Source organism: Micromonospora matsumotoense (genome assembly GCF_900091525.1).
In the GTDB taxonomy this organism is placed as follows: Bacteria; Actinomycetota; Actinomycetes; order Mycobacteriales; family Micromonosporaceae; genus Micromonospora; species Micromonospora matsumotoensis.
This window is the reverse complement of record NZ_FMCU01000006.1, coordinates 72,488-97,690: the sequence shown is the minus strand read 5'-3', so window position 1 is coordinate 97,690 and position 25,203 is coordinate 72,488. Positions and strand designations below refer to the sequence as shown.

Here is a 25,203-nt window from a genome sequence, read left to right as displayed (position 1 = left end):
GTCGGCGGCACGGTGGCCGCCCGGAGGAAGGCGGGTACCGATGCCGGAGTGGGTGCTGTGGGGTCTGCTGATCGTCCTGGCGGTCGTCGCCGGCTGGGCCTGGAACGAGTGGCGGCAGCGGGGCGGACGCCCGTCGAGCGGCGGCCAACGCACCCGGCCGGAGCGGGGCACCCCGCCCCGGGACCGGGCCCGTCCGACCGCGCCACCCCGCCCCCGCACCCCCACCGGCACGCCGCGGCCGGGTGACATCTGGTGGGCGGACGTGCCGTTCCACGACGGCACCGGCTCGAAGGTACGGCCCTGCCTGGTGTTACGCGCCGACGACCGGGGCGGTGAGGTACTGAAGATCACCAGCCAGGACAAGGGCGACCGGGACGACCACGTGTCGATCCCGACCCGGGACTGGGACCCGGACGCCGAGCACGACAGCTGGCTCGACCTGGCCGAGCCGCTGCACGTCCCGGCCGACGCCTTCACCCGCCGGGCCGGCAGCTGCGACCCGGCGTTGTGGCGTCGGGTACAACGGCTGCACGGACGCCGCAGCCCGGCCTGACCCGTACCGCACCCCGCCCTGACCGCACCCCGGCCTGACCCGCACCGCACCCCGCCCTGACCCGCCCTTCAGGCCCGACACTGCCACGCCGCACCGCGCCCGCGCACCACCGCACCCGACTCCGCCGCACGGCGGAGCACGACCGGGTCGGTCGCGGGTCGGCGGACCGCGCGACGGCACGAACCGCCGGTGGTGCAACCCGCAGGGGGTACGGCCCGCAGGGGGTACGGCCCGCCGGCGGTACGGCCCGCGCGACGGCGCGACCCGGCCGGTGGTACGGCAACCCTCCGGGCGGGTCAGTCCCAGGCCGCGCCGAGGGTGGCGAGCTGATCGGCGTACTCGATGCGGGGGGACCAGTCGGCTGGCCAGCCGGACAGCCCGTGGGTCGTGCCGAGGAACGCGCCGGCCAGCGCGGCGATCGAGTCGGAGTCACCCGCGGTGGTCGCGCCCCGGCCGATCGCCGCCACCGGGTCGTCGGGGTGCCGCAGGACGCAGAGCAGCGCGGTGGCGAGGGCCTCCTCGGCGATCCAGCCCTCCCCGGTGTGCCGGCACGGGTCACCGCCGTCGTCCGGCAGGCGCAGCGCGGCGTCGAGCCGGTCCAGCGCCGACCGGCACTCGTCCCACCCCTGGGCGATGAACTCCGCCGGGGAGTCCGCTCCGGAACGCCGCCACAGGTCGCCCAGCCAGTCGGCCCGGTAGGTGCGGCGCTGGGTCCGGGCCCGGTCGGTCAGCAGGCCGGGCAACTCCGCCAGCGCCGCGCCGTCCCGCAGCACCCGCACCGCGTACGCGGTCAGCTCGCTGGCGGCCAGGCCGGTCGGGTGACCGTGGGTGAGGCCGGCCTGGAGCTGGGACAGACCGGCGAGAGTGTCCAGGTCGACGTCGAGCAGCCCGACCGGGGTGACCCGCATGTTGGCGCCGCACCCCTTCGAGTCGATCACCGTCGCCTGCTGCCACGGCAGTCCCCGACCCAGCTCGCCGCAGGCCCGCAGGCAGGTCATCCCCGGTGCCCGGTTGTTCTCCGGGCTGGCGGCCCAGTCCAGGAAGCGCCGCCGGAGCAGTGGCTCGACCGCCTCCGGGGTGTACCCGGGCGCGCCGTGCAGGGCCCACGCCACCGCGAGCGCCATCTGGGTGTCGTCGGTGACCAGCACCGGATCGCCGACCAGTTCCCGTGGCCCGTCCGGGCCGTACCGGCGGTGGATCTCCGGCACGGAGAGGAACTCGGTCGGCTTGCCGAGCGCATCGCCGTAGGCGAGCCCGAACAGCGAACCGGAGGCGCGGCGCAGCGAGGAGTCGATCACAACCCCGATCATGCCCCGCCCCGGCCACCCCGGCACGCCGGACGTCGCCGGCCGGGCAGCGGCGTCGCGGCGGCACCCGTCGCGACACGTCCGCCACCCCGACGTCCGAGGACGGCCGGGCCGACGGCGGCGCGTCAGCCGACGGCCCGGCAGGCAGCGGCGTCAGTCCCAACAGAGACAGAACGGGTGGCCCACCGGGTCGGCGTACACCCGGAAGCCCTCCCCCTCACCGGGCAGCCGACGGGCCCCCAGGGCGAGCGCCGCCTTCTCGGCCACCTCGATGTCGTCGACCGTGACATCGAGGTGGAACTGCTGCGGACGGGCGGGATCGGGCCAGGCCGGAGGAAGCAGGTCGGGCGCCTGTTGAAAGGCGAGCCGCGGCTGCTGCCCGACCGGACCGCCGAGCACCACCCACTCGTTGCCGTCGGAATCCTCCTCGACCAGGGGCAGGCCGAGCAGCTCGGCATAGAAGCCGGCCAGGGCCCGCGGGTCGGGACAGTCGATGGCCACGGAACGCAGTTTTCCCATCATGACCGTCATCCTGCCCGCAGGGTACGACGTGAAACTCACTCCTCGTGCAGCCGCCGCCCGGCGTCCCGACAGGCGGTGAGCACCGCACGGGCGTACTCCGGGCTGGCGCCGGCGAGGCCGCAGGCCGGGGTGACCACCACCTGTTCGGCGAGTTGGCGGCGCGGAAAGCCGAGGCGGTCCCAGAGTCCGCGTACCCGATCGGCGAGCTGGGCCGAGGTCGGCGCGCGGCCGGCCGACGGCGGCTGCGTCGGTGCCACCCCGGCCAGCAGGCCGAGACCGGCGTCGATCGCCTCGCCCAGCGGGTCCAGGTCGGTGAGCAGGGCGAGGTCCAGGGCCACGCCGACCGCCCCGGCGGTACGGAGCAGCTCCAGCGGCACGTCCGACGCGCAGCAGTGCACCACCGTCGGCACCCCGACCGCGGTGATGACCTCGCTCAGCAGGGAACGGGCGACGGTGGTGTCGACCGGTCGGTAGGTGCCCAGACCGCTCTCGGTGCGGACCCGCCCGGCGAGCGCCGCCGGCAGCGACGGCTCGTCGAGTTGGAGCAGCACCGACGCCCGGGGCAGCCGGCGGGCCACCGCCTCGACGTGCAGCCGCAGCCCCTCGGCCAGCGACGCGGTCAGCTCCCGCACCGCGCCCGGATCGCGCAGCAGCCGACCACCGATCGGCAGCTCCACCGCCGTGGCCAGGGTGAACGGCCCCGCCGCCTGCACCTTCACCGGCCCGGCGTACGTCTCGGCCTGCTCGGCGAGCTGATCGAGGTCACGTTCCAGCAGGTCCCGGGCCCGGCGCAGGTCCCGACCGGGGCGGGGGGCGATCCGCCAGCGGGCGGCGTACAGCTCCACCGGCAACTCGACGAGCAGCCCGCCGGTCCGCCCGATCAGGTCGGCGCCGGGCCCTCGGGCGGGCAACTCGGGCAGGTGGGGCAGGGCGGGCAGTTCACCCACGACGATCCGTTGCGCCTCGGCGATGTCGGTGCCGGGCAGCGAACCGATGCCGGTCGCCGCGCCCGCCGGCCAGGGCCAGAGCTGCTGTCGAGTCACCGCCGAAGGGTAACCGGCCCCGGGCGACCCACCCGGCCGCCGGGGTCGGGGCCGGGTTCAGCCGGTGATGGTGGCGGAGCCGAGCACCACGTCCCCGGCCGGGTCCGGCCGGTACGCCACGATGGCCTGCCCGGCGGCCACCCCGCGCACCGGACGGCGCAGCTCGGCGACGAGCGTGTCGCCGTCCACGGTCACGGTGGCCGGCACGACGTCGCCGTGCGCCCGCAACTGCACCTCGCACTCGATCGGCGCGGTCGGCCGCTCCCCGCCGGTCCAGACCGGACGGGTGGCGCGGACCAGGGAAACCTCCAGCGCCTCGGCGGGGCCGACGGTGACCGTGTTGGTCTTGGGGGTGATGGAGAGCACGTAACGCGGTCGCCCGTCCGGGGCCGGCCGGTCCAGGTGCAGGCCCCGCCGCTGGCCCACCGTGTAGGCGTACGCGCCGGTGTGGCTGCCGACCACCGCGCCGGTCAACGCGTCGACCACCTCGCCGGGGGCCTCGCCGAGCCGCCCGGCGAGAAAGCCCCGGGTGTCGCCGTCGGCGATGAAGCAGATGTCGTGCGAGTCGGGCTTCTCGGCCACCGCCAGGTCACGCCGGGCCGCCTCGGCGCGGACCTCCGCCTTGGTGGCGTCGCCGAGCGGGAACACCGACCGGTCGAGCTGCGCGCGGGTCAGCACCGCCAGCACGTACGACTGGTCCTTGGCGAGGTCGACGCTGCGGCGCAACAGACCGTCGGGGCCGAGCCGGGCGTGGTGACCGGTGACCACGGCGTCGAAGCCCAGCGCCACGGCCCGGTCCAGCACCGCCGCGAACTTGATCTTCTCATTGCACCGCAGACACGGATTCGGGGTACGCCCGGCCGCGTACTCGGCGACGAAGTCGTCCACCACGTCGGCGTGGAACCGCTCGGCCATGTCCCACACGTAGAAGGGAATGCCGATCACGTCGGCGGCCCGCCGCGCGTCCCGGGAGTCCTCCAGTGTGCAGCACCCCCGGGCTCCGGTCCGGAAGGTCTGCGGGTTACGGGCCAGCGCCAGGTGCACCCCGGTCACGTCGTGTCCGGCCGCCACCGCCCGCGCCGCCGCGACAGCGGAGTCCACCCCACCCGACATCGCCGCCAGAACCCTCACCAGCCCACGCCCCTCTCCCCACCAACCCTACCCACCCACCCCACCGCCCTCCCTCCCCCTCCCGGTCCCCCTCCCCCTCCCCCCGCCCCACCCTGCCCTGCCCCGGTGATCAAGAGGTTTGCGTCATCCCAGCGCCCATTCCTGACCTAAACCTCTTGATCACCGAACACCACCACCACCGCCACCGGCCACGGGGTGGGCTGGGGGGCTTGTGCGGCCGGGCAGGGTGGGTGCCTGGCGAGGGCAGCCCGATGAGGGCGGGTGATCAAGAGGTTTGCGTCAACCGGCGGCCGGACTCTGACGCAATTCTCTTGATCACCGGGGCAGGGCGGGACGGGACGGGGCGGGACGGAGGCGGGGGACGGGACAGAGGGGGACGGAGGCGGGGGGGTAACGGGCGGAGGCTAGCGGGGGGTGCGGAGGGCGGCGGCTCGGCGGGCTCGGTCGACGGCGGTGGGGAGGGCGGCGATGAGGGCGTCGACGTCGGCGGAGGTGCTGGTGTGGCCGAGGGTGAAGCGCAACGAGGAGCGGGCCCGGTCGTGGTCGGCACCCATCGCCAGCAGTACGTGGCTGGGCTGGGCCACCCCCGCCGAGCAGGCCGAGCCGGTGGAGCAGGCGATGCCCTGGGCGTCGAGCAGGAGCAGCAGGGCGTCCCCCTCGCATCCGGGGAAGGAGAAGTGCGCGTTGCCGGGCAGCCGGTCGACGGGGTCGCCGTTGAACACCACCTCGGGCACCGCCTCCCGGACCCGCCGGACCAGGTCGTCGCGGAGCGCGGCCACCCGGGCCGCGTACTCCTGCTGGCCCTTGACCGCGGTCTCGACGGCGACGGCGAAGGCGACGATGCCGGCGGTGTCCAGGGTGCCGGAGCGGACGTCCCGCTCCTGACCGCCGCCGTGCAGCAGCGGGGTGGCGGCGACGTCCCGGGCGAGCAGCAGCGCGCCGACCCCGGTCGGCCCGCCGAGCTTGTGTCCGGTCACGGTGAGCGCGGAGACCCCGCTGGCCGCGAAGTCGACCGGCACCTGGCCGACCGCCTGGACGGCGTCGGTGTGCAACGGCACCCCGTGCTCGGCGGCCACGGCGGCCAGCGCGGCCACCGGCTGTACGGTGCCGACCTCGTTGTTGGCCCACATCGCGGTCACCACGGCGACCCGCTCGGCGTGCTCGGCCAACTCGGCGCGCAGCCGCTCCGGGTCGAGTTTGCCGGCGTCGTCCGTCGGCAACCAGGCGACCTCGGCGGCCTCGTGGTCGGCGAGCCAGTCGACCGCGTCGAGCACGGCGTGGTGCTCGACCGCGCTGGAGACCACCCGGACCCGGTCGGACCGGGCCGCTCGCCGGGCCCAGAAGATGCCCTTCACGGCGAGGTTGTCGCTCTCCGTACCGCCGCCGGTGAAGATGACCTCGGAGGGGCGGGCGCCCAGCACCGCAGCCACCCGCTCGCGGGACTCCTCCACCCGACGCCGGGCACGCCGGCCCGTCGCGTGCAACGACGACGCGTTGCCGACCTCGCGGGCGGTGGCGACGTACGCCGCCAACGCCTCGTCGAGCATCGGGGTGGTCGCCGCGTGATCCAGGTATGCCATCACCGTTCAGCGTAACGGCCGGGGCACGGCGCGTCGGCTACCGGATCACCCGTACCGAAGCGTGGATCAGCCCGGCCCGGCCGGACCGGGACCGGCTCGGTTCCGGTCCGGCCGAACGCCGGGCCGGCACAGCCGCGCATCGCGCTGCTCCGTAGGGCATCCAGGCCGGCAGGGCAGCGCATCAGGCCGGTACGGCGGTGACGACGATGTTGTCCCGGTAGTGCCGGGTCTTCGGGTCGAACGGGCCACCGCAGGTGATCAACGTGAGGCGCGGTTTGCCGTCCCGGGCGAAGTACCGGTCCAGCGGGATCTTCGTCTTGACGTACTCCTCGCGGGCGACGACCCGGTAGGGCCGCGGCTTCCCGTCCGCGCCGGTGGCGGTGAGGGTGTCGCCCCGGTCGAGTTCGCGGAGCCGGAAGAACGCCCCCTTGCCCTGTTCGGAGCTGTCGACGTGGCCGGCGATCACCACCGAGCCGGCGTCGGTCTCCAACCCGGGTCCGTAGCGGTACCAGCCGATCTGGTCCACGCTCGGCGGGACGTCGAACTCGTCGGTCCGGGTGTCGACGCCCACCGGGTTGACCGTGGCGGTCACGTCGATCGCCGGGATGCGCAGCTTCACCGGCGGGACGGTCCGCTCGCCGGTCGGCAGGTCACCGGCGGTCACCGGCACCGACGGACCGCCGGTGCCGGCTCCGGCCGTCGGGGTCGGCGTGCCGGTGGCCAGCGCCGCCGCCTCGTCCCCGCCGACGTCCTCGGCCGGCTGCGATCCGCACGCCACCAGGGTGGCGATGGTGAGCGCGGCGACGCCGGCGGCCATCGCCGCCAGCGCCCCGCGGTGGCGCACCGTCACCTGCGACCGGTCCGGGTGGTGGCCACCCGCGCCCCGCCGCCGACCAGCAGCAGTACGCCGGCACCCGCCAGCACGTACCACCAGGTGTCGACGCCGGTGCCGGCCTGCCCGCCGGTGCCGCTGGGCACCCCGCCCGGCGCGGAGTGCAGGCCGGTGATGGTCTGGGCGACCAGGTCGAGGTTCTTGGCCTCGGCGGAACCGATCGCGTAGACGATGGTGGCGGTGCCCTCCTTGAGGTTGAGGTCCGCCGGGCCGATCGCCACGGTGTCGGTGCCGGCCAGCACCACGTCGGCCTTGACCGTGCCCGCGTCGACGTCCGCCTTGGCCTCCTTCGGGTTGGTGAGGTCCTCGAAGACCGGCTTGCCACCCGCCCGCACGTCGACCGCCGGGGCGGCGGCGGTGTGCCGGACGATCAGCCGGGCCTTGCCGGCGGCCAGCTTGGCGGTGTCGTTGACGAACGGGGTGATCTGCGGCTTGCCGTCCGCGCCGAGGTGTGCGGCGAGGCTGATGTCGGCGCCGCCGGGCACCTCGGCGTTGTCGACCTTGAGGATCGCGCTGCCGACCGGCTCGCCCGGCTTGGTCAGGGCGATGTCGTACTCGCCCTCGGGCAGGGTCAGCGGGCCGGCCACGTCGCCGGGCTTGAAGTTGTCGAGGGTCTTCTTGCCGTTGACGTAGACGTCGACCGGGGTGTCCGGGATGCCGTGCACGACGGAGACCTTGGACGAGGCGGCGTACGCCGGGCCCGTGGTCGCGGCGCCGACGCCCGCGAAGGCCAGGGCGGCCACCGCGCCGCCTGCGGCGACCCGACGGAAGATAGCGAGCTGCATGTCTGCCTCCTGGTGATTGGTACTGGTTCGTCAGGTCTGGCTTGCAGAACGGGTTACGCCGCCCGTCGCACCGCCGGATGCAGCCGCACACCACTTTCTTTTTCTTCGTCCGGGGTGCATCCGGGCCCGACCCCGGCGACGAAGAGCAGGTGAGACGAGTGGAGGCGGACACGGACCGGGAGAGTGGGGCGACGGCTGTGGGAGCTACAGTCGGGCATGCCCCAGGGAAGGCGACCCGCCCGGTGACAGCGGTGGGAACAGCAGGACAGGAACCCGAACCCCCACCCCCCGACGAGCTGGCCGCGCGCTTCCGGGCGGGTGACGAGACCGCGCTGCGGGAGGCGTACGACCGGTTCGGCCGGGCGGTGCTCCACCTGGCCACCAGCACGTTGGCCAACCGCAGCGACGCGGAGGACGTGACCCAGGCGACGTTCGTCGCCGCCTGGCTGGGGCGGGACACCTTCGATCCGACCAAGGGCTCACTGATCGGTTGGCTGCTCGGCATCGGCCGACGCAAGGTGATCGACCGGCTGCGCGCCTCGGCCCGGGAGATGCGGGTGGTGGAGACGGTCCGGCAACTGCCCGAGCCGGTCGCCACCGGCGTCGACCCGGACGCCGTGGTCGACCGGCTGGTGGTCGCCGACGAGCTGGCCCGGCTCCCGGACGACCAGCGGCGGATGTTGGAACTGGCCTTCTACGACGACCTGACACACCAACAGATCGCGACGGTGACCGGAGTGCCGCTGGGCACGGTCAAGAGCCACATCAGACGGGGCATGGCGAGCTTGAAACGCAGATGGGAGGTGGACGGTGCAGCACCTGGACCACGACCGGCTGGTCTTTCTGGCGCTCGGTGAGAGCGAGGCGGACCACGGTGAGACCGACCACCTCGGCGGCTGCGTGACCTGTCGGGGCGAGCTGGACACCCTTCGGCACGTCGCCGGGCTGGGCGCGGACACCCAGGGCCTGTACGCCCTGCCCGACCCGCCGGCCCACCTGTGGGCGGGCATCCTGGCCGAACTCGACACCGTCGCGGAGGTGCCGGCCCTGGCCGAGGCCCACCGCCAGGATCTGCCGGAGGCACGGCCAGGGCCGGCGCAGTCCACGACCGAGGCCCGACCCGACGTCCCCCGCCGGCACCCGTCGCCGGTGACCGGTGACCGGCCGGACGCCCGGCGCCGGCAGTCGCCGTACCCGGACGCGGAGCGGGCCGCCGGGCGACCGGCGGCCCGGTCCCGACGGGGCCGACGGTGGCCCCGCTGGGCGACCACGGTCGTCACGGCGACCGCGGCCGCGGCGGTCGCGGTGCTCGGCACCGTCGCCGTCCTCGGCGACCGGGAACCCGCGCCCCGGCAGGAGGTGCTGGCCAGCGCGCCGTTGGCCGCGTACGGCAGCACGCCGAAGGACGCCAACGGTGCCGCCCGGGTCTTCGCCGACGGGCGACTACATCTGCACGTCGCGAATCTCCCGGACGTTCCGGGGTACTACGAGGTCTGGCTGATCAATCCGACGACCATGGAGATGTTCTCGGTGGGTGTGCTGCGCGGCAGCTCGGGTGACGCCCTGCTGCCCCTGCCCCCGAATGTGGATCTCCAGGAGTATTCGGTGGTCGACGTCTCCGCCGAGCAGTACGACAACCAGCCCGCCCACTCCGGCGACAGCCTGCTGAGGGGCACCTTGACGGGCTGATCGGTGGGCCGGTTCAGCTCCCCGGCCCGCCGATCAGCTCCCCTCACCGCAGCCGGAACCCGGGTCCGCACCCCGCCCTCGGGGCGCTCCGGAATGCCGACGGTCGGGTCGGGGTCGGCGGGCACCGCAGCCACCGCCCTCCGACGACACCGCCGCACCGACGACCGCGCCGCCACCCGCCCGCCGACCACAGCGCCCTCACCACGACGGAGCCGCCGCCCGGCGGACCGGACGGCGGCTCGGTGCGGACCCGGGTCGGGTCACTTGCGCTTGCGGATCTCCTCGGCGGCCTGCGGCACGATCTTGAACAGGTCGCCCACCACGCCGTAGTCGGCCAGCTCGAAGATCGGGGCCTCGCCGTCCTTGTTCACGGCGACGATCGTCTTCGACGTCTGCATGCCGGCCCGGTGCTGGATCGCGCCGGAGATGCCCAGCGCGACATAGAGCTGCGGGGAGACGGTCTTGCCGGTCTGCCCGACCTGGAACTGGTGCGGGTAGTAACCGGAGTCGACGGCCGCCCGGGACGCGCCGACCGCGCCGCCGAGCAGGTCGGCCAACTCCTCGACCAGCTTGAAGTTGTCGGCGTTGCCGACACCACGACCACCGGAGACGACGATGCCGGCCTCGGTCAGCTCGGGGCGGGAGCCCTTCTGCTCGGCCACCCGCTCGACGACCCGGGCCAGCTTGTCGGTGTCGGTGACCGCCACGGTGAGCTGCTCGACGGCCGGAGTGGCCGCCGCCGGGGTCGGGGTGACCGAGTTGGGCCGTACGGTGACCAGCGGCAGACCCTTGGTGACCTTGGACTTGACGATGGTGGAGCCGGCGAAGGCGACCTGGGTGGCGGTGCCGTCGGCGTCCAGGCTCACCACGTCGGTCAGGATGCCGTTGTCCAGCTTGACGGCCAGCCGGGCGGCGATCTCCTTGCCCTCCTGGGCCGACGCCAGCAGGACGGCGGCCGGCTGCACCCGGTTGACCAGTTCGGCCAGCACGGTCGCCTTGGGAGCCACCAGGTGACCGTCGATCTCCTCGCTCTCGGCGGCGTAGATCTTCTCCGCGCCGTACTCACCGAGTTTGGCGCTCAGTGCCTCGGCGGCACCGGCGCCACCGAGCACCACGGCGCTCGGGGTGCCCAGTTCGCGGGCCAGGGTGAGCATTTCCAGGGTGACCTTCTTGACGCCGAACTCCCTGGTGGCTTCGACGACGACGAGTACCTCAGCCATGTTCAGACCCCTCAGACGAACTTCTCGGTGGCGAGGAACTCGACCAGCTTGACGCCGCCCTCGCCCTCGTCGGTGATCTTGGCGCCGCCGGAGCGCGGCGGACGCCTGGTGTGCTCGACGACGGCGCTGGTCGCGCCCTCGAAACCCACCTCGGTCGGCGCGACACCCAGGTCGGCCAGGGACAACGTCCGGACCGGCTTCTTCTTGGCGGCCATGATGCCCTTGAAGGATGGGTAGCGCGGCTCGTTGATGGTGTCCCAGACGGAGACCACGGCCGGGGTCGAGGCGGTGACCACCTCGTAGCCCTCCTCGGTCTGCCGCTCCACGGTCAGCGTGCCGCCGTCGACGGTGAGCTTGCGGGCACCGGTCAACGCGGCGACCCCCAACCGCTCGGCGAGCATGTGCGGCATGACCTGGACCCGACCGTCGGTCGACTCGGCGCCGCAGATCACCAGGTCGGCGCCCAACTGCCCGAGGGCGGCGGCGAGCACCTTCGAGGTGGCCACCGCGCAGGACCCGTGCAGGGCGTCGTCGAGGACGTGCACGGCGGAGTCCGGGCCCATGGAGAGCGCCTTGCGGATCGACTCGGTGGCCCGGTCCGGTCCCATGGTCAGGATGGTGACCTCGCCACCGTGCGCTTCCTTGATCTTCAGCGCCTCCTCGATGGCGTACTCGTCCATCTCGTTGATGACGTTGTTCGCCGAACCGCGGTCGACGGTGTTGTCGTCAGCACGCAGGTTGCGGTCCGCGCCCGAATCAGGCACCTGCTTGACGAGTACGACGATGTTCATCGCGATTCGACAACCCTCCTGTTGGTGGTGTGCGATCTGCTCGCCCGGTTAAGGGCGGAGCTTTGCGCGTCGTTGACACTCGGTCAACCGCGGGCTGCTGTGCAGTTGCCCACGAACGCAATGTTACCTGCCAGTAGGTTAACCCTTCGGGTCACCCGCGGTGACACAGCTCACCGGGACGGCAAGCGCGTCCGAGCCAGCGCGACCGGATCAGGCCGGCTCGACGGGCCCGGCCAGGGCGGTCCTGATCCGCGCGATGGTGTCCGCCTCGGCCGGCGTCACCCCACGGTGCGCGCGGGCCACCTGCTCCGCGGCGGCCAACACCAGCTCGCGGTACGCCGACAGGTCGGCCGGCGACTTCGCCCGCAGGATGTCCACCGCGCGCCCCAACGCCGGCAACACCACCGACTCGATCTCCAGCGTCGAATCCCGGGGCAACCGGGGCAGCGAGCCGGCGGTGAGCGCCTCCTTGACCAGGCCACTGGCCTCGGCGAACGCTCCGGACGCGGCGAAGCTCTCCCGGATCATCGCGAACACGCCCGGATCGGCGTTCGACACCAGGAAGACCGCCCCGAAGGCGCCCGTCTTGAGAACCTGCTGCTCGTCGTCCGTCAGCCGCTGCTCCATCATCACGGAGTGTAGACGTAGGGGGTGGTCGTGGTGACCGGGACGAAGCCGAGTCGCTCCAGGATCGGCCGGCTGTCCTCCGAGGCGTCCACCTGCAACAGTGCCTTGCCCCGCTGGTCGGCGAGCCGGGCCCGGTAGGCCACCAGCGCCCGGTAGATGCCCCGGCGTCGCCACTGGGCGAGCGTCGAACCACCCCAGAGGCTGGCGAAGCCGGTGTCGTTGAGGTAGCGCACCCAACCGGCGCTGACCACCGTCTCCCCCGCCTCGGCCACCACCACGGTGATCGACTGCGGGTCCGCCTCGATCTCCCGGGCCAGGCCGGTGACCAGGTGGGAACGGTCGCTGCGCCAGACCTCCTCCTCCATCGCGGCGATCCGCTCCAGGTCGACCCGACCGGTGACCTCCCGCAGCCGTACCCCCTCGGGGAGCACCGGCACGGCGCCCGCCAGCGGCGCGACCGACCCGATCAGGACGGTCTCGCGGTCCTCCGGCACGAAGCCGGCGGCGCGCAGCCGGTCCGGCAGGTCGGCGGGCTCGTCGTGGCTGTTGTGCTTCCACTCCACCGACTCGCCGCGCTGCCGGAACAGCGCGACCTGCCGGGCGATCAGCGCGTCCAACTCGTCCCCGACCAGCCCGTCCAGGGTGCGGTAGGTGAGGAAGCCGCCGTGGTCCAGGCCCAGCACCCGCACCAGCGGCCCGTCGCGTTCGACGGTCACCCCGGCCGGGACCGGGTCGGGGATCTCCGGTCGGATCTGCCGGTCGTAGCTGTCGCGCAGGATGTTGGCATCAAGATCGGTCATCGCTCCAGGCTATGTCGGCGACAAAGCGGATAATCGGCGTCGTGTGGCAGGCGATCAGACGGTGGTTCGACCCGTCGGACCTCAACTCCGTGGGCACCACCCCCGACTACCGCTTCTCGCTGGCCAACGAGCGGACCTTCCTGGCCTGGCTGCGCACCGGGCTGGCGCTGATCGCCGGTGGGCTGGCCGCCGCCCAGTTCCTCCCGCCGCTACCGCTGCGCCACCTGCGGGAGGCGATCGCCGTGGCGCTGCTGCTGCTCGGCGCGACCGTCGCCATCCGGGCGGTGGACCACTGGTCCCGCACCGAACGGGCCATCCGGCTCGGCGAACGCCTGCCGGCCTCCCGCTTCCCGGCCGTCCTCGCCCTGATCGTGGCGGTGGGCGCGCTGCTGCTGGTGGTGGCCGTCCTGGCGAAGGGCATGAGCGTCCGGTGAGCGGCGTCCCGCCGCGCGGGGACGCCCCCGGTGGCGGCGATCCCGGCCTGCAACCCGAACGCACCCGACTGGCCTGGCGGCGCATGGGGCTGGCGTACACGGTGGTGACCGTGCTGGCGGTCCGGTTGGCGCTGACCGGCGACACCGCCGGCGCGCTGCTCGCCGGGGTGACCGTGCTGACCTGGTGGGCGACGCTGGTGGTGGGCTGGGGGCGGGCCACCGGTCGCCGGCAGGCCCGGATCGACACCCGGGCCGTTCCGCTGGTCGCCCTCGGCACGGTCGGTCTGGCGCTGCTGTGCGTGTCGCTGGTGCTGCGTGGGGTGTGGTGACGCGCGCGGCTGCGCCATGATGGGGGCATGGCCCGGCTCTATGTGCTGTTGTTCCTGCTCCAGGTGGTGCTCGCCGCCTGCGCGCTGATCAGTTGCCTCTCCGCTGAGGACGGGGCGATCCGGGGGCTGCCCCGGTTCGCCTGGGTCCTGATCATCCTGGTCTTCCCGCTGGTCGGCTCGATCGCCTGGTTCCTCGCCGGTCGCCCCGCCCCGGAGGGAGACCGGCGCGGTGGTTGGCCGTCCGGCCCCGGCTCCCGGCGGCCCGTCGCACCCGACGACAACCCCGAGTTCCTGAAGTCGATCGACGAACGGGCCCGCCGGGACGACAACGCCCTCTTCCAACGTTGGGAGGAGGACCTGCGCCGTCGGGAGGACGACCTGCGCCGCTACGACGGCGACCAGCCCCACACCGGCGCGTCATCCCGCGACGGCGCGCCGTCGCGTGGCCACACACCGCCCGCCGACCGCCCGTCGCCCCGGGAGGACGCCTCGCCCCACGACGGTGAGCGGCCCCGCGAGGGCGACCGACCCGAGATCTGATCCCGTCGGGGTGACCCGGTCCACGCCGGGCCACCTCCGACCACGGGTGTCCCGCCCGACCCTGGGTCCGGCCGGACACCCGGCACGGCGGCGTCCGGACGCCGCCCGGTTCACCGCCGATGGTCCGGTCGAGGCTGCCCCGGGATCACCGCCTCATGGCCTCCGGCCACCGCCCCGGGGGCACCGCCTGTGACCCTCCGGCCGCCGCTGCGGGGGCACCGCCTGTTGGCCTCCGGCCGCCGCCGCAGGGTCACAGCCGACGGCGCAGGCCCCGCACGGCGAGCGGGGCAAAGATGGCGGCGATGACGACCGCCCAGAGCAGCGACTGGAGCACCGGCCCGGCGACCGGCCCGCCGACCAGCAGGCCCCGCAGCGCGTTCGCCAGGATGGTCACCGGGTTCACCTCGACCCAGTGCTGGAGCCAGGACGGCATGGTCTCGGTCGGCACGAAGGCGTTGCTGGTGAAGCTGAGCGGGAAGATCACCGTGAAGCCGAAGATCTGCACCTTGTCCGGCTCGCTGACCAGCACCCCGACCAGGACCGACATCCAGGCGGCGGCCAGCGAGAAGACCAGCAGCAGGGCGAACGCGGCGAGCAGGCCGAACAGGCCGTTACCGAGCCGGAAGCCGAGGATCATCCCGACGCCGAGCAGCAGGGTCAACGACCATGCCTGCTTGACCGTGTCGGCGACGATCCGGCCGGCGAGCGGGGACCAGCGGGCGACGGGCAGCGACCGCAACCGGTCGAAGACGCCCTTGGTGAGATCCTGGTTGAGCCCGAAGCCGGTGGTCATGGTGGCGAAGAAGGCGTTCTGCACGATGATGCCGGGCAGCGCGAAGGTGAGGTACTCCCCCGGGCTGCCGGAGATCGCCCCGCCGAAGACGTACGTGAAGAGCAGCACGAACATCACCGGTTGGATGCTCAGGTCGAGCAGTTCCATCGGGTTGTGTTTGATCTGCACCAGGCTGCGCCAGGCCAGCGTGCCGGTGTGCCGCAGGCCGGCGGCCGGGCTGAGCCGGCGGGTCGGTGCGGGTCGGGCCGACGGGGCGGCGACGGTCGCGGCGGTCATGCCGGGCTCCCTTCCAGGGTGTCGGCGGTGTCGGCGAGGTCGGCCGGGTCGTCCTCGGCCCGGTGGCCGGTGAGGGAGAGGAACACCTCGTCGAGGCTGGACCCGCGCAGGGCCAACTCGGCGACCTGCACCTCGGCGTCGTCGAGCCGGCGGACCACGGCGGGCAGCGCGCCCGGACCGGTGACCGGCGCGGCGACCGTGGTCTGGTTGACCTCCGGGGTGGCCCCGGTCACCTCGCGGACCACGGCCAGCACGACGGGCAGGTGGGCGGCCTCGACCGGCCGGACGGTCAGCACCTGGCCGCCGGTCTTGGACTTCAGCTCCTCCGGGGTGCCCTGGGCGATCACCCGACCGTGGTCGACCACGGCGATCTCGTCGGCCAACTGGTCGGCCTCCTCCAGGTACTGCGTGGTCAGCAGCACGGTCACCCCCTCGGCGACCAGACCCCGGACGATGTCCCACAGGTCGTTGCGGCTGCGCGGGTCGAGACCGGTGGTCGGCTCGTCGAGGAAGAGCACCTGCGGCCGACCGACCAGGCTGGCCGCCAGGTCGAGCCGCCGGCGCATGCCGCCGGAGTAGGTCTTCGCGGCCCGGCCGGCGGCGTCGGTGAGCTGGAACCCGGCCAGCAGTTCGGCGGCCCGGGCCCGGGCATCGCGCCGGGACAGGCCCAGCAGGCGGCCGATGAGCAGCAGGTTCTCGGTGCCGGTCAGGTTCTCGTCGACCGAGGCGTACTGGCCGGTGAGGCCGATCAACTGGCGGACCTGGTGGGCGTCGCGGCGGACGTCGTACCCGCCGACGGTGGCGTGCCCCTCGTCGGGGGTGAGCAGGGTGGCGAGCACCCGGACCGCGGTGGTCTTGCCGGCGCCGTTGGGGCCGAGCAGCCCGAACACGGTCCCGGTGGGCACCTCAAGGTCGACCCCGGCCAGGGCGGTGGTGGCGCCGAACCGGCGCACCAGCCCCTCGGCGCGGATGGCGAATGTCATCAGAACTCCCGTCGTTATCGCTGGATCGTCCAACGATGAGCGAGGGGTCTGACGTTACGTGTGTCGCCGCTGACATTCCGCCGATTTATCCGCGCACGGCGGCGCCCGACCGCCGCCGGGTCCGACGACGGTCGCGCGCCGCGTGGACAGTCAGGCCAGGTTCGACGAGCGTGGGTACGCGTCGGCCGGGTCGGTGAGCACGTTGACCAGGTACGGCACCCCGGCGTCGAACGCCCGACCCAGGGCCGGGCCGAGGTCGCCGGCCTTCGCCACCGTCTCCCCGGCCCCGCCGAGCGCCTCGACCACCTTGTCGTAGCGCAGCTCGGGCTGGAGGTCGGCGGCCACGTCGTAGCCGTACATGGCCCGCATCGGGTGCTTCTCCAGACCCCAGATGCCGTTGTTGCCGACCACGATCACCACCGGCAGCCGCTGCCGGACCAGCGACTCGACGTCCATCAGCGAGAAGCCGGCCGCGCCGTCGCCCATCAGCACGCAGATCTGCCGGTCGGGGTGGCTGACCCGGGCCCCCATCGCATAGCCCAGGCCGGTGCCCAGGCAGCCGTACGGGCCGGGGTCGAGCCAGGTGCCGGGCTGCGACGGCTCCAGGTAACGGCCGGCGTACGAGACGAAGTCGCCGCCGTCGCCGATGGTGATCGCGTCCGGGGCGAGGGCCCGGCGCAGTTCGCCGTAGACCCGGGCCGGGCGGATCGGGTCGGTCTCGGCGGCCATCTCCCCGGCGTCGCGTGCCTTCGCCGCGTCCTCGGCGGTCCGCAGCCGGGCGATCCAGTCGGCGTGGTCGGCCCGGTCGCCGGTGTGGTCGGCGAAGGCGGACAGGATCAGCCGCAGGTCACCGGCGGGGCTGGCGGCCGGCTGGACGTGCCCGGCCCGCTGGGTGGGGGCGTCGACGACGTGCACGACCGCCGCGTCGCCGAAGTCGCCGAAGCTGAGCCGGAAGTCCAGTGGGGTGCCGACGACCACCACCACGTCGGCGTCGTTCAGCGCGGTCCGCCGGGCCTTGGCGAAGGCGAGCGGGTGCTCGGGCGGCAGCGCGCCACGCCCCATGCCGTTGGTGAAGACCGGCACCTGCAACGCCTCGGCGGCCTCGCGGAGCGCGGCGACGGCGTTGCCGGCGTACACGTCGGAACCCGCGATGATCACCGGACGGGTGGCGGCGGCGATCAGCCGGGCCGCCTTCGTCACCTCGTCCGGGTCGGGTTCGACCGGGGCGATCGCGGCCGGGGCGGCCAGTTCGGCGTCGCCGACGGAGAAGATCGCCTCCAGCGGGAAGTCGAGGAAGACCGGGCCCCGGTGCGGGGTGAGCGCGGTGGTCAGCGCGGCGGAGACCGCGCGGGGGATGTCGTCGGCGCTGAACACCGTCTCGGCGTGCTTGGTGACCGGGGCGACCAGTGGCAGGTGGTCCATCTCCTGGAGGCTGCCTGCGCCCCAGCGGAACTGCGGGGCCCGCCCGCCCAGCACCAGCACCGGTGAGGCGTTGAAGAAGGCGCTGGTCATGCCGGAGATGCCGTTGGTGACGCCGGGGCCGGCGGTGAGCACGGCGAGGCCGGGGCGACGCTGGAGCTTGGCCACCGCCTCGGCGGCGAAGACGGCGGACTGCTCGTGCCGGACGTCGTAGATCGGGAAGTCGGTGCTGTGGGCGGCGTCGTAGAGCGGGAAGACGTGCCCGCCGGAGAGGGTGAACATCTCCCGTACGCCGTGCGCCCGCAGTGCCGCCAACGCCAGCGCTCCGCCGTGACCCTCGACCCGTTCCGTCATCGCCGCTCCCCTCGTCCGTGACCGGAGTCACACGCTACTGGCCGGTAGGCAGGATGTGAACACTTCTCGCCCCAGGGGCCGGGATCAGCGCCCGGTGAAGCCGGGATCAGCGCCCGGTGAAGTCCGGCTTGCGCTTCTCGACGAAGGCGGCCATGCCCTCACGCCGGTCGTCGGTGGCGAAGAGCGCGGCGAAGAGCTGACTCTCCCAGGCGAGCCCGGAGGTGAGGTCCATGTCCAGACCGGCGTCGACCGCCAGCTTCGCCGCCCGCAGCGCCTGCACCGGCCCGGTCAGGTACGGGCGCACCAGCGCGACGGCGGTGTCGTAGACCTCGGCCGCCGGGGCGACCCGGTCGGCCAGCCCGATCCGTAGCGCCTCCGCCGCGTCCACCATCCGCCCGGACATGATCAGATCCTTGGCGCGGGCCGGGCCGACCAGCCGGGCGAGCCGCTGGGTGCCACCGGCACCGGGGATGACGCCGAGCTTGATCTCCGGCTGGCCGAGCTTGGCGTCCTCGGCCACCACCCGCCAGTCACAGGCAAGCGCCAGCTCGCAGCCGCCGCCGAGGGCGTACCCGGTGATCGCGGCGACCACCGGCTTGGGAATCCGGGCGAGCGCGCCGAGGGCGCTGGAGAGGTCGGCGGCCCGCTCCGCCATGTCCACGTAGGACATGTCGGCCATCTCCTTGATGTCCGCGCCGGCGGCGAAGACCTTCTCCCCGCCGTACACGATGACGGCCCGGACGGCCGGGTCGGCGGCGGCCGCCGTGGCGGCGGCCCGCAACTCCTCCTGGACCTGCTTGTTGAGCGCGTTCATCGGCGGCCGCTCCAGCCGGATGGTGCCGATGCCGTCCCTGGTCTCCAGCCGCACGAACTCGCTCACGCTGCCCTCACTTCCTCGTCGAAGTCGCGTGCCAACCTTACGACCCGGGTCGTTGGGGTACGTAGTCTGGTGTTCGCCCACCCTCGGTCGGGAGTCCAGCGATGATCACGTACTACGACGACCGGTCGGTGCAGGTCACCTCCACCGCCATCCGGGTCGACGGTCGGGCCTTCCCGCTGGCCGAGATCGGCCTGGTCTGGCACCGCCGGGGCAGCCGCTCCTGGCGGGTGCTGGCCGGGCGGGGCGCGATCGGCGCGGCCCTGGCCGGTCCGCTGGTGGCCGCGGTGATCGGCATCGCGGTGGCCGTGTGGCTACGCCGCTCCCCCACCGTCACGATCGCCATCGTGGGGGCGTCGGTGCTGGTCGGGCTGGCCGTCGGGCCGATCGCCGACTTCCTCTTCAACCACCTGGACCGGTCCTACGACCGGGGCAGCCGGCAGCGCGAGCTGTGGGTCCGCTGGCAGGGCCGACCGGTGCTGCTGCTGCGCACCGGTGACGCGTCGCGCTTCGGCCGGATCTACCGGGCGGTGCAGCGGGCGATGGAGAACGCCGCGCCACCGCCCAGACCCGGCCGCCACCCCGGGCCGGTGTCCCGCACGGCGCGCGACAGCGGACCGACGGCCCACACGGGCGCGCCGCACCCGACCGGCCCGTCCGGCGACGGCCCGGGCCCCCGCCGCAGGTCGTAGCCGCCCCCACCACCGACCGCCACCCGCCCGGGTCGTCCCGGGCGTGGTGGCCGGCCCCGCCGGGTCCCGATCGGGCGAACACAGTGCGGCACCGGTCGCCTGCGAACGGTTAGGGTTAGTGATGACCCTCTATTACCGGGACGACACGGTGCAGGTGACCTCCGAGTCGATCCGGGCCGGCGAGCAGGTCGTGCGGCTCGCCGACGTGGCGTACGTCTGGCACGCCCGGGGCGCCACCACGATGGCCGTCCGGTCCCGGATCCTCGGACGCGGCGTGATGGTGCTGCTGCTCTCACTACCCCCGTTGGTCGCGCTGGTCTGCGTGGTCTCACTGCTCTGGTCGGCACAGGATCGCGGCGAGTGGAAGCCGGCCCTGCTCGTCCTGGCCGCCTGTGCCGTCGGGGTGCTCGCCCTGCTGCCCTTCCTGGAGCTGCCGCTGGGCTGGCTGGACCGCTCCTACGAACGCGGCAACCGGGTGAACGAGCTGTGGGTGCAGCACCTCGGGCAGGAGGTGATGCTCCTGCGCACCCCCGACGCGCTACGGTTCGGGCAGATCTACCGCGCCGTCCAACGCGCCGTCGAGCAACAGGGGGACCACCGATGAGCACCCGTCGCGGCGAGGCCGTCGCGCTGGCCGGTCTGCTCGCCCTGGCCGGCGTCACCCACTTCGCGAAGCCCCGCCCGTACGACCGGATCGTGCCCCGGGCGCTGCCCGGCCCCGCCCGCCGCTGGACGTACGCCAGCGGGGTGGCCGAGCTGGTGGTGGCCGCGGCGCTGGCGCACCCGGCCACCCGACGCCGTGGCGCTCTGGCGGCGGCGGGGCTGTTCACGGCGGTGTTCCCGGCCAACGTGCAGATGGCGGCGGACTGGCGGCGGCAACCCCCGCTGCGTCGGGCGGTCGCCTACGCACGGGTGCCCCTGCAGGTGCCACTGATCTGGTGGGCGGTGCGGGTGGCCCGCGCCCGGCCGTGACCCACCGCCCCGACTGCTGCGGTTCAGCTCAGCGGCAGCGCGGTGGCGACCGGCCAGGCCAGCAGGACCGCGCCCACCAGCGCCGGTGACCACCGGGGCGCACCGGCCCGACGCAGCACTGCCGCCCAGGCGGCCTGCCAGCCGATCAGCACCGCGAACAGCGGCACCACCAGCAGCACGAAACCGGGGGCCAGCCCCACCACGGCCGCCCCGGTCAGCGCCAGCACGGCGAGCGCGCCGACCGCCGCGTACCGCCAGCTCCGCCCGTCCGTCACCAGCTCCGCACCGGCCAGGAAGACCAGGCAGCCGACCGCCACCACGGGCAGCAGCCACCACCGGGGCCCCACCGGCACGGCCCAGGTGAGGCCCAGGTGGATCGGCACGGCGACGGCGATCGCGGCGTACCCGGTCAACAGCAGGGTGGCGACCACGGACCGGACCGGCGCGCGGCGGCCGGGTGACCCGCCGGCCGGGACGGGCCCGCCGGCCGGAGCCGGGGCGGCGGCATGGACCGGGGCGGCGGCCGGAACCGGGACGACGCCGGGGGTCGACGCGGCGGGCCAGGTGGGCAGCGGCCACCGGCGTGCGGTGGCCAGCAGGCCGCCGGTGACCAGGAGGAAGCCGGTCAGGTAGCCGCCCACCGCGAGCGGGAGCCGGCTGGTCGGCGTCACCGCGCCGAGCAGCACGCCCAGGCCGGTGGCGCACGTCGCCACCGCCAGCACGACGGGAGCGGGAGCGACCGACCCGCCCCGGGGCCGGCGCTGGGGCGACACCCGCCGGTGCCCGGTCAGCAGCGCCGTCAGCGGGGTGAAGCCGAGCGCGAAGCCGAGCGCGAAGCCGAGCAACAGCAGCCCGCTCGGGACCAGCCGGGCGGCCGGACGCGGTGCTGCGCCGTCGCCACCACCGGCCCAGGCGGCGACCTCGGTGTGGGTACGGCCGGCGAAGAGCACCGAGATGTGCTCGACCCCCGGCACCACCACCAGCCGCCGCCCGACGCCCCGGCGGGAGGCCCCTCGGCGGTGGCGCGGAAGCCCGGGAACTCCAGGCCGCCGACGACCAGCAGCAGCCCCTCCGGCCGACCGTCGGGCAGGTCGCCGTCGTCGGGCAGCGAGATCGCCACGGTCCGGGCGATGTCGGGGTGACCGGCGGCGTAACGGGTCACCGCACCCGCGCCCATCGAGTGTCCGACCAGGACGATCCGGGTCGGGTCGACGTCGGGCCGGCCGCGCAGGTGCCCGACGGCGACGGTCAGGTCGTGTTCCAGGATGGCGCGGGAGTCGGCGTCGTCGCGTCCCGCCCCGGCCAGGGGCGCCGGATTACCGCCGTGCCCGGCGAAGTCGACAAGCAGCGCGACCGCGCCCTGCCGGGCCACCGTGTCGGCGAGCGGACGCATCAGCCGGGCCGAACCAGCGAAACCGTGGGCGATCACCACGCCCGGTCGGCCACCCGCCGTCGGCCCGGCCCCCGTCCCGGACCGCACCTCGGCCCGCACCTCGGTCAACGGGACCCCGTCGACGGTCACCTGGCGGATGGTCAGGCCGGCGTCCGCCCGGGCCAGTCCGAAGCCGCCAAGGAGCAGGGCGAGCACGGCGAGGACCGCCAGGGCCGCCAGCACCGCGAGTCCACGGCCGGCCGGTGTCACGCCGGAGGGGTGGACCGACATGGCGGCACCCTACCGCCCGGCGGGACGTCCACGATCCCGGCCGGCCCACGTCCGCACCTGCGGCCGGGAGCACGCCCGCGTCCGGGCCCGGCCCGCACCGACGGGCGGCACTGGCCGACCCGGCGCACACTGGGTGACATGGCCATCCCCCTGCCCCGACCGACCGCCGTCGTCGGCCTCACCCGCGCCGCCCTCGACCAGGCGTTCGGTTCGGCCGCCTCGTTCGCCGCCGTGCCGGCCCGTGCCTTCGCCGTGCTCGACGGGGTGGAGGCGCTGCTGACCCGGATAGGCGGGGTGGTGGACCGGATCGAGCAGACCCTGGACCGCACCGACCGGGTGCTCACCGACGCCGAGACGGCGGTACGTGAGGTGGCGGTGATCAGCACCGCGGCGACCACGGCCATCGCGCAGGCCACCGAGGTCGCCGGGGCGGCGGCCGTGGTGGTCGCCGAGGCGGAGCGGGTCTCCGGGGCGGCGGCCGGCCTGGTGGCCGAGGCCGGGCAGGTGTCCCGGGCCGCCGGCACGGTGGTCGCCGAGGCCGGGACGGTGGCGGGTCGGGCCGCCGGCACGGTGGCCACCGCGGAGGGCGCCGCCACCGTCGCGGCGGAGCTGCTGACCGCGTACGAGCCAGCGTTGCGTCGGGGTGCGCCGATGGCGAACCGGTTCGTCGCCGAGCTGAGCCACGAGGAGGTGGTCGCGGCGATCCGGCTCGTCGACGAGCTGCCCAAGCTGAAGGAACACCTGACCTCGGACGTACTGCCGATCCTGGCCACCCTGGACCGGGTCGGCCCGGACCTGCACGACCTGCTCGACGTGACCCGCGACCTCAAGCTCGCCGTCGCCGGCATCCCCGGCCTGGGCATGCTGCGCCGCCGGGGTGAGCGGCTCAGCGACGACCCGACCGGCTGAGCACCCGGTCAGCGGGACGACCCCGGACCAGGCCACGTGATCCGGTCCGCGGGCCCGCCATCGGGGTGGTGCTGCACACCAACCTCGGCCGGGCCCCGCGCGACTTCGGGGCGGGACGGGAGGCGACTCCCGCGAAGGGCCGGACCGGGCTCGGGTCCGGCAGCGTCACGGGGTGTAGAGGGCGTCGATCTCGGCGCGGCGGGGCAGGGCCACGGATGCGCCGAGCCGGCGGACACAGGCCGCGCCGGCCGCCGCCGCCCAACGCACCGCGTCGACCATCTCGCGACCCTCACCCCAGGCCACGGCCAGGGCGGCGGTGAACGCGTCCCCGGCGGCGGTCGAGTCGACCACCTCCACCGGGACGGGCGGCACGTGCACGGCACGGCCGTCCCGGTCGACGTACCAGGCGCCCTCGCCACCGAGGGTGAGCACCGCCCTGGGCACCAGCGTCAGCAGTGCCGCCGGCTCGTCCCGGCCCCGGCCGGTGAGCAGCTGCGCCTCGGTCTCGTTGACCACCAGCAGATCGACCGCGGCCAGCAGTTCGGCGGGCACCTGCCGGGCCGGTGCGGCGTTGAGGATCACCCGGGTGCCGGCGGCACGGGCGGCCACCGCCGCCTCGGTCACCGTCTCGACCGGGATCTCCAACTGGGCGACCAGGACGTCCGCCCCGCGGACGACGTCCAGCTCGGCCTCGGTGAGGGCGGTGAAGGCGGCGTTCGCACCGGGGGTGACCAGGATGGCGTTCTCGCCGGCCGCGTTGACCATGACCAGCGCCACCCCGGACGCCCCGTACACCACCCGCAGGTGGGTGGTGTCCACCTGCGCGGCGGTGATCCGGGCCCGCAGGGTGACCCCGAACGAGTCGGAGCCGAGCGCGCCGAGGAAGGTGCAGGCGGCCCCGGCCCGGACGGCGCCGACGGCCTGGTTGGCGCCCTTGCCGCCGGGCACCATCACGAAGTCGTTACCGAGCACGGTCTCCCCGGGCCGGGGCAGTCTCGGACCCGCCCCGACCACGTCCATGTTCGCGCTGCCCACCACGACGATCCGGCTCTGCCGCACCACGACCTCCCGCCGACCGCACGTTCCGCGGCGAGTCTAGGGCCTGCACCGCCCACCCGCGCCGGGCAGCACCGGTCGGTCAGGCGGCGCGGGCGGTCCAGCGTTCGCCACGTCGTTCGACCACCAGCGGCAGCCCGAAGGTCTTGCTGAGGTTGTCGCCGGTCAGCGTGTCGGCGAGCAGCCCCTGGGCGACCACCGCGCCGTCGCGCAGCAGCACCGCGTGGGTGAAGCCCGGCGGGATCTCCTCGACGTGGTGGGTGACCAGCACCAGGGCCGGGGCATCGGGGTCGTACGCCAGCTCGGCGAGCCGGCCGACCAGGTCCTCGCGCCCACCCAGGTCGAGCCCGGCGGCCGGTTCGTCGAGCAGCAGCAGCTCCGGATCGGTCATCAGGGCGCGGGCGATCTGCACCCGCTTGCGCTCGCCCTCGGAGAGGGTGCCGTACGTCCGGTCCGCCAGGTGGCCGACGCCGAGCTGGCCGAGCAGGGCGTGGGCACGGGCCTCGTCGGCCGGGTCGTAGCTCTCCCGCCACCGGCCGACCACCGACCAGGCGGCGGTGACCACGACGTCGCTGACCCGCTCCTCAGCGGGAAGCCGCTCGGCCACCGCCGCGGTGGTCAGACCGATCCGGGTCCGCAGCTCGGTGACGTCGGTACGGCCGATCCGCTCGCCAAGCACGTGGGCCACCCCGCTGCTCGGGTGCAGCCGACCGGAGGCGAGGTTGAGCAGGGTGGTCTTGCCGGCACCGTTGGGGCCGAGCACCACCCAGCGTTCGTCCAGCTCGACCTGCCAGTCGACGTCGTGCAGCAGGGCGGTGCCGGATCGCCGGACGGTGACGCCGTCCAGGCTGACCACCAGATCCGCGTCCACGGTCGAGGGGGCGGCTGCGGCGGGGAGCGGGTCACCAGTCACCGCTCCATCCAACCACGCAGCTCCGGGGCTGCCCCCCACGGGCGGTGGCCCGG

27 protein-coding genes and 1 pseudogene are annotated in these 25,203 nt (G+C 74.3%); 10 read left to right on the top strand and 18 right to left on the bottom strand.

Annotated features, from left to right (window positions below; genetic code table 11):
* Nucleotides 1–40 precede the first annotated feature (40 nt).
* Nucleotides 41–553, top strand: coding sequence for a type II toxin-antitoxin system PemK/MazF family toxin (locus GA0070216_RS14390; protein WP_091245536.1), 513 nt, complete (start codon nt 41–43; stop codon nt 551–553).
* A gap of 296 nt (nt 554–849) precedes the next feature.
* Here the strand turns inward: GA0070216_RS14390 and GA0070216_RS14385 are convergent, their stop codons facing one another.
* From GA0070216_RS14385 to GA0070216_RS14355, 7 genes are all read right to left on the bottom strand, one after another.
* Nucleotides 850–1,863: an ADP-ribosylglycohydrolase family protein gene (locus tag GA0070216_RS14385; RefSeq protein ID WP_091245533.1), complete on the bottom strand. Its 1,014-nt coding sequence runs from the start codon at nt 1,861–1,863 to the stop codon at nt 850–852.
* A gap of 150 nt (nt 1,864–2,013) precedes the next feature.
* Complete coding sequence (locus tag GA0070216_RS14380) at nt 2,014–2,382, bottom strand: VOC family protein (RefSeq protein ID WP_176738975.1); 369 nt, start codon at nt 2,380–2,382, stop codon at nt 2,014–2,016.
* A gap of 35 nt (nt 2,383–2,417) precedes the next feature.
* Entirely contained in the window at nt 2,418–3,425 is a 1,008-nt protein-coding gene (locus GA0070216_RS14375; RefSeq protein WP_091245528.1) for a methionine synthase, read from the bottom strand.
* Between the two features lie 57 nt (nt 3,426–3,482).
* Nucleotides 3,483–4,556, bottom strand: a complete 1,074-nt coding sequence (mnmA, locus tag GA0070216_RS14370; RefSeq protein ID WP_218108208.1) for a tRNA 2-thiouridine(34) synthase MnmA — start codon at nt 4,554–4,556, stop codon at nt 3,483–3,485.
* A 404-nt stretch (nt 4,557–4,960) separates the two neighbouring features.
* Nucleotides 4,961–6,136: a cysteine desulfurase family protein gene (locus GA0070216_RS14365; protein ID WP_091245524.1), complete on the bottom strand. Its 1,176-nt coding sequence runs from the start codon at nt 6,134–6,136 to the stop codon at nt 4,961–4,963.
* Between the two features lie 181 nt (nt 6,137–6,317).
* The gene (locus GA0070216_RS14360) at nt 6,318–6,986 is read right to left on the bottom strand and encodes a class F sortase (protein WP_091245522.1); all 669 of its coding nucleotides are present in this window, start codon (nt 6,984–6,986) and stop codon (nt 6,318–6,320) included.
* Nucleotides 6,983–7,813: a DUF4397 domain-containing protein gene (locus GA0070216_RS14355; protein WP_091245520.1), complete on the bottom strand. Its 831-nt coding sequence runs from the start codon at nt 7,811–7,813 to the stop codon at nt 6,983–6,985. The genes GA0070216_RS14360 and GA0070216_RS14355 overlap by 4 nt, the downstream gene beginning before the upstream one ends.
* A gap of 251 nt (nt 7,814–8,064) precedes the next feature.
* Here GA0070216_RS14355 and GA0070216_RS14350 point away from each other — a divergent pair, with 251 nt between their 5' ends.
* Complete coding sequence (locus tag GA0070216_RS14350) at nt 8,065–8,670, top strand: RNA polymerase sigma factor (protein WP_091245518.1); 606 nt, start codon at nt 8,065–8,067, stop codon at nt 8,668–8,670.
* Nucleotides 8,624–9,502 (top strand): anti-sigma factor, encoded by an 879-nt coding sequence (locus GA0070216_RS14345; RefSeq protein ID WP_091245516.1) that lies wholly within the window; start codon nt 8,624–8,626, stop codon nt 9,500–9,502. The genes GA0070216_RS14350 and GA0070216_RS14345 overlap by 47 nt, the downstream gene beginning before the upstream one ends.
* A gap of 260 nt (nt 9,503–9,762) precedes the next feature.
* Here GA0070216_RS14345 and GA0070216_RS14340 read toward each other — a convergent pair whose 3' ends face one another.
* The 4 genes from GA0070216_RS14340 to GA0070216_RS14325 all read right to left on the bottom strand — a co-directional run bounded on the left by GA0070216_RS14340 (nt 9,763) and on the right by GA0070216_RS14325 (nt 12,940).
* Nucleotides 9,763–10,722, bottom strand: a complete 960-nt coding sequence (locus tag GA0070216_RS14340) for an electron transfer flavoprotein subunit alpha/FixB family protein (RefSeq protein ID WP_091245514.1) — start codon at nt 10,720–10,722, stop codon at nt 9,763–9,765.
* Between the two features lie 11 nt (nt 10,723–10,733).
* The gene (locus tag GA0070216_RS14335) at nt 10,734–11,513 is read right to left on the bottom strand and encodes an electron transfer flavoprotein subunit beta/FixA family protein (RefSeq protein ID WP_091245512.1); all 780 of its coding nucleotides are present in this window, start codon (nt 11,511–11,513) and stop codon (nt 10,734–10,736) included.
* A gap of 210 nt (nt 11,514–11,723) precedes the next feature.
* A complete protein-coding gene (locus GA0070216_RS14330) occupies nt 11,724–12,140 on the bottom strand; it encodes a hypothetical protein (RefSeq protein WP_091245510.1) in 417 nt (138 codons plus the stop codon).
* Nucleotides 12,141–12,142: 2 nt separating this feature from the next.
* Nucleotides 12,143–12,940 (bottom strand): GNAT family N-acetyltransferase, encoded by a 798-nt coding sequence (locus GA0070216_RS14325; RefSeq protein ID WP_091245508.1) that lies wholly within the window; start codon nt 12,938–12,940, stop codon nt 12,143–12,145.
* Between the two features lie 11 nt (nt 12,941–12,951).
* Here GA0070216_RS14325 and GA0070216_RS14320 point away from each other — a divergent pair, with 11 nt between their 5' ends.
* From GA0070216_RS14320 to GA0070216_RS14310, 3 genes and pseudogenes are all read left to right on the top strand, one after another.
* A complete protein-coding gene (locus GA0070216_RS14320; RefSeq protein ID WP_176738967.1) occupies nt 12,952–13,374 on the top strand; it encodes a YidH family protein in 423 nt (140 codons plus the stop codon).
* Nucleotides 13,371–13,703, top strand: coding sequence for a DUF202 domain-containing protein (locus GA0070216_RS14315; RefSeq protein ID WP_141723097.1), 333 nt, complete (start codon nt 13,371–13,373; stop codon nt 13,701–13,703). Before GA0070216_RS14320 ends, GA0070216_RS14315 begins: the two co-directional genes overlap by 4 nt.
* Before the next feature lie 27 nt (nt 13,704–13,730).
* Nucleotides 13,731–14,120 (top strand): annotated as a pseudogene (locus tag GA0070216_RS14310) (PLD nuclease N-terminal domain-containing protein); the annotation flags it as partial.
* Between the two features lie 373 nt (nt 14,121–14,493).
* On the opposite strand, the gene GA0070216_RS14305 reads toward GA0070216_RS14310, so the two are convergent.
* The 4 genes from GA0070216_RS14305 to GA0070216_RS14290 form a co-directional block, all read right to left on the bottom strand.
* Nucleotides 14,494–15,312, bottom strand: a complete 819-nt coding sequence (locus GA0070216_RS14305) for an ABC transporter permease (RefSeq protein WP_091245503.1) — start codon at nt 15,310–15,312, stop codon at nt 14,494–14,496.
* On the bottom strand, nt 15,309–16,295 hold the full coding sequence (locus tag GA0070216_RS14300; protein WP_091245501.1) for an ATP-binding cassette domain-containing protein: 987 nt from the start codon (nt 16,293–16,295) through the stop codon (nt 15,309–15,311). The genes GA0070216_RS14305 and GA0070216_RS14300 overlap by 4 nt, the downstream gene beginning before the upstream one ends.
* A 150-nt stretch (nt 16,296–16,445) precedes the next feature.
* Nucleotides 16,446–18,068 carry an acetolactate synthase gene (locus tag GA0070216_RS14295; RefSeq protein ID WP_091245499.1) on the bottom strand — a complete coding sequence of 541 codons (1,623 nt, stop codon included), beginning with the start codon at nt 18,066–18,068 and terminating at the stop codon, nt 16,446–16,448.
* Between the two features lie 106 nt (nt 18,069–18,174).
* Nucleotides 18,175–18,948 (bottom strand): enoyl-CoA hydratase-related protein, encoded by a 774-nt coding sequence (locus GA0070216_RS14290; protein ID WP_091245497.1) that lies wholly within the window; start codon nt 18,946–18,948, stop codon nt 18,175–18,177.
* Between the two features lie 101 nt (nt 18,949–19,049).
* On the opposite strand from GA0070216_RS14290, the gene GA0070216_RS14285 reads away from it, so the two are divergent.
* The 3 genes from GA0070216_RS14285 to GA0070216_RS36105 all read left to right on the top strand — a co-directional run bounded on the left by GA0070216_RS14285 (nt 19,050) and on the right by GA0070216_RS36105 (nt 20,609).
* A complete protein-coding gene (locus tag GA0070216_RS14285; protein ID WP_245722504.1) occupies nt 19,050–19,637 on the top strand; it encodes a DUF6232 family protein in 588 nt (195 codons plus the stop codon).
* A 121-nt stretch (nt 19,638–19,758) separates the two neighbouring features.
* Entirely contained in the window at nt 19,759–20,241 is a 483-nt protein-coding gene (locus GA0070216_RS14280) for a DUF6232 family protein (protein WP_091245495.1), read from the top strand.
* A complete protein-coding gene (locus tag GA0070216_RS36105; protein ID WP_091245482.1) occupies nt 20,238–20,609 on the top strand; it encodes a DoxX family protein in 372 nt (123 codons plus the stop codon). The genes GA0070216_RS14280 and GA0070216_RS36105 overlap by 4 nt, the downstream gene beginning before the upstream one ends.
* Nucleotides 20,610–21,408: 799 nt before the next feature.
* Here GA0070216_RS36105 and GA0070216_RS35485 read toward each other — a convergent pair.
* Entirely contained in the window at nt 21,409–22,272 is an 864-nt protein-coding gene (locus tag GA0070216_RS35485) for an alpha/beta hydrolase (protein WP_245722503.1), read from the bottom strand.
* A 138-nt stretch (nt 22,273–22,410) separates the two neighbouring features.
* Between GA0070216_RS35485 and GA0070216_RS14265 the strand changes: the two genes are divergently transcribed.
* Nucleotides 22,411–23,181: a hypothetical protein gene (locus GA0070216_RS14265; protein WP_091245479.1), complete on the top strand. Its 771-nt coding sequence runs from the start codon at nt 22,411–22,413 to the stop codon at nt 23,179–23,181.
* A 165-nt stretch (nt 23,182–23,346) separates the two neighbouring features.
* Here the strand turns inward: GA0070216_RS14265 and GA0070216_RS14260 are convergent, their stop codons facing one another.
* Both GA0070216_RS14260 and GA0070216_RS14255 read right to left on the bottom strand, forming a co-directional pair.
* Complete coding sequence (locus tag GA0070216_RS14260; RefSeq protein WP_091246200.1) at nt 23,347–24,240, bottom strand: ribokinase; 894 nt, start codon at nt 24,238–24,240, stop codon at nt 23,347–23,349.
* A gap of 79 nt (nt 24,241–24,319) precedes the next feature.
* Nucleotides 24,320–25,150, bottom strand: coding sequence for an ABC transporter ATP-binding protein (locus GA0070216_RS14255; RefSeq protein ID WP_245722502.1), 831 nt, complete (start codon nt 25,148–25,150; stop codon nt 24,320–24,322).
* Nucleotides 25,151–25,203: the final 53 nt, after the last annotated feature.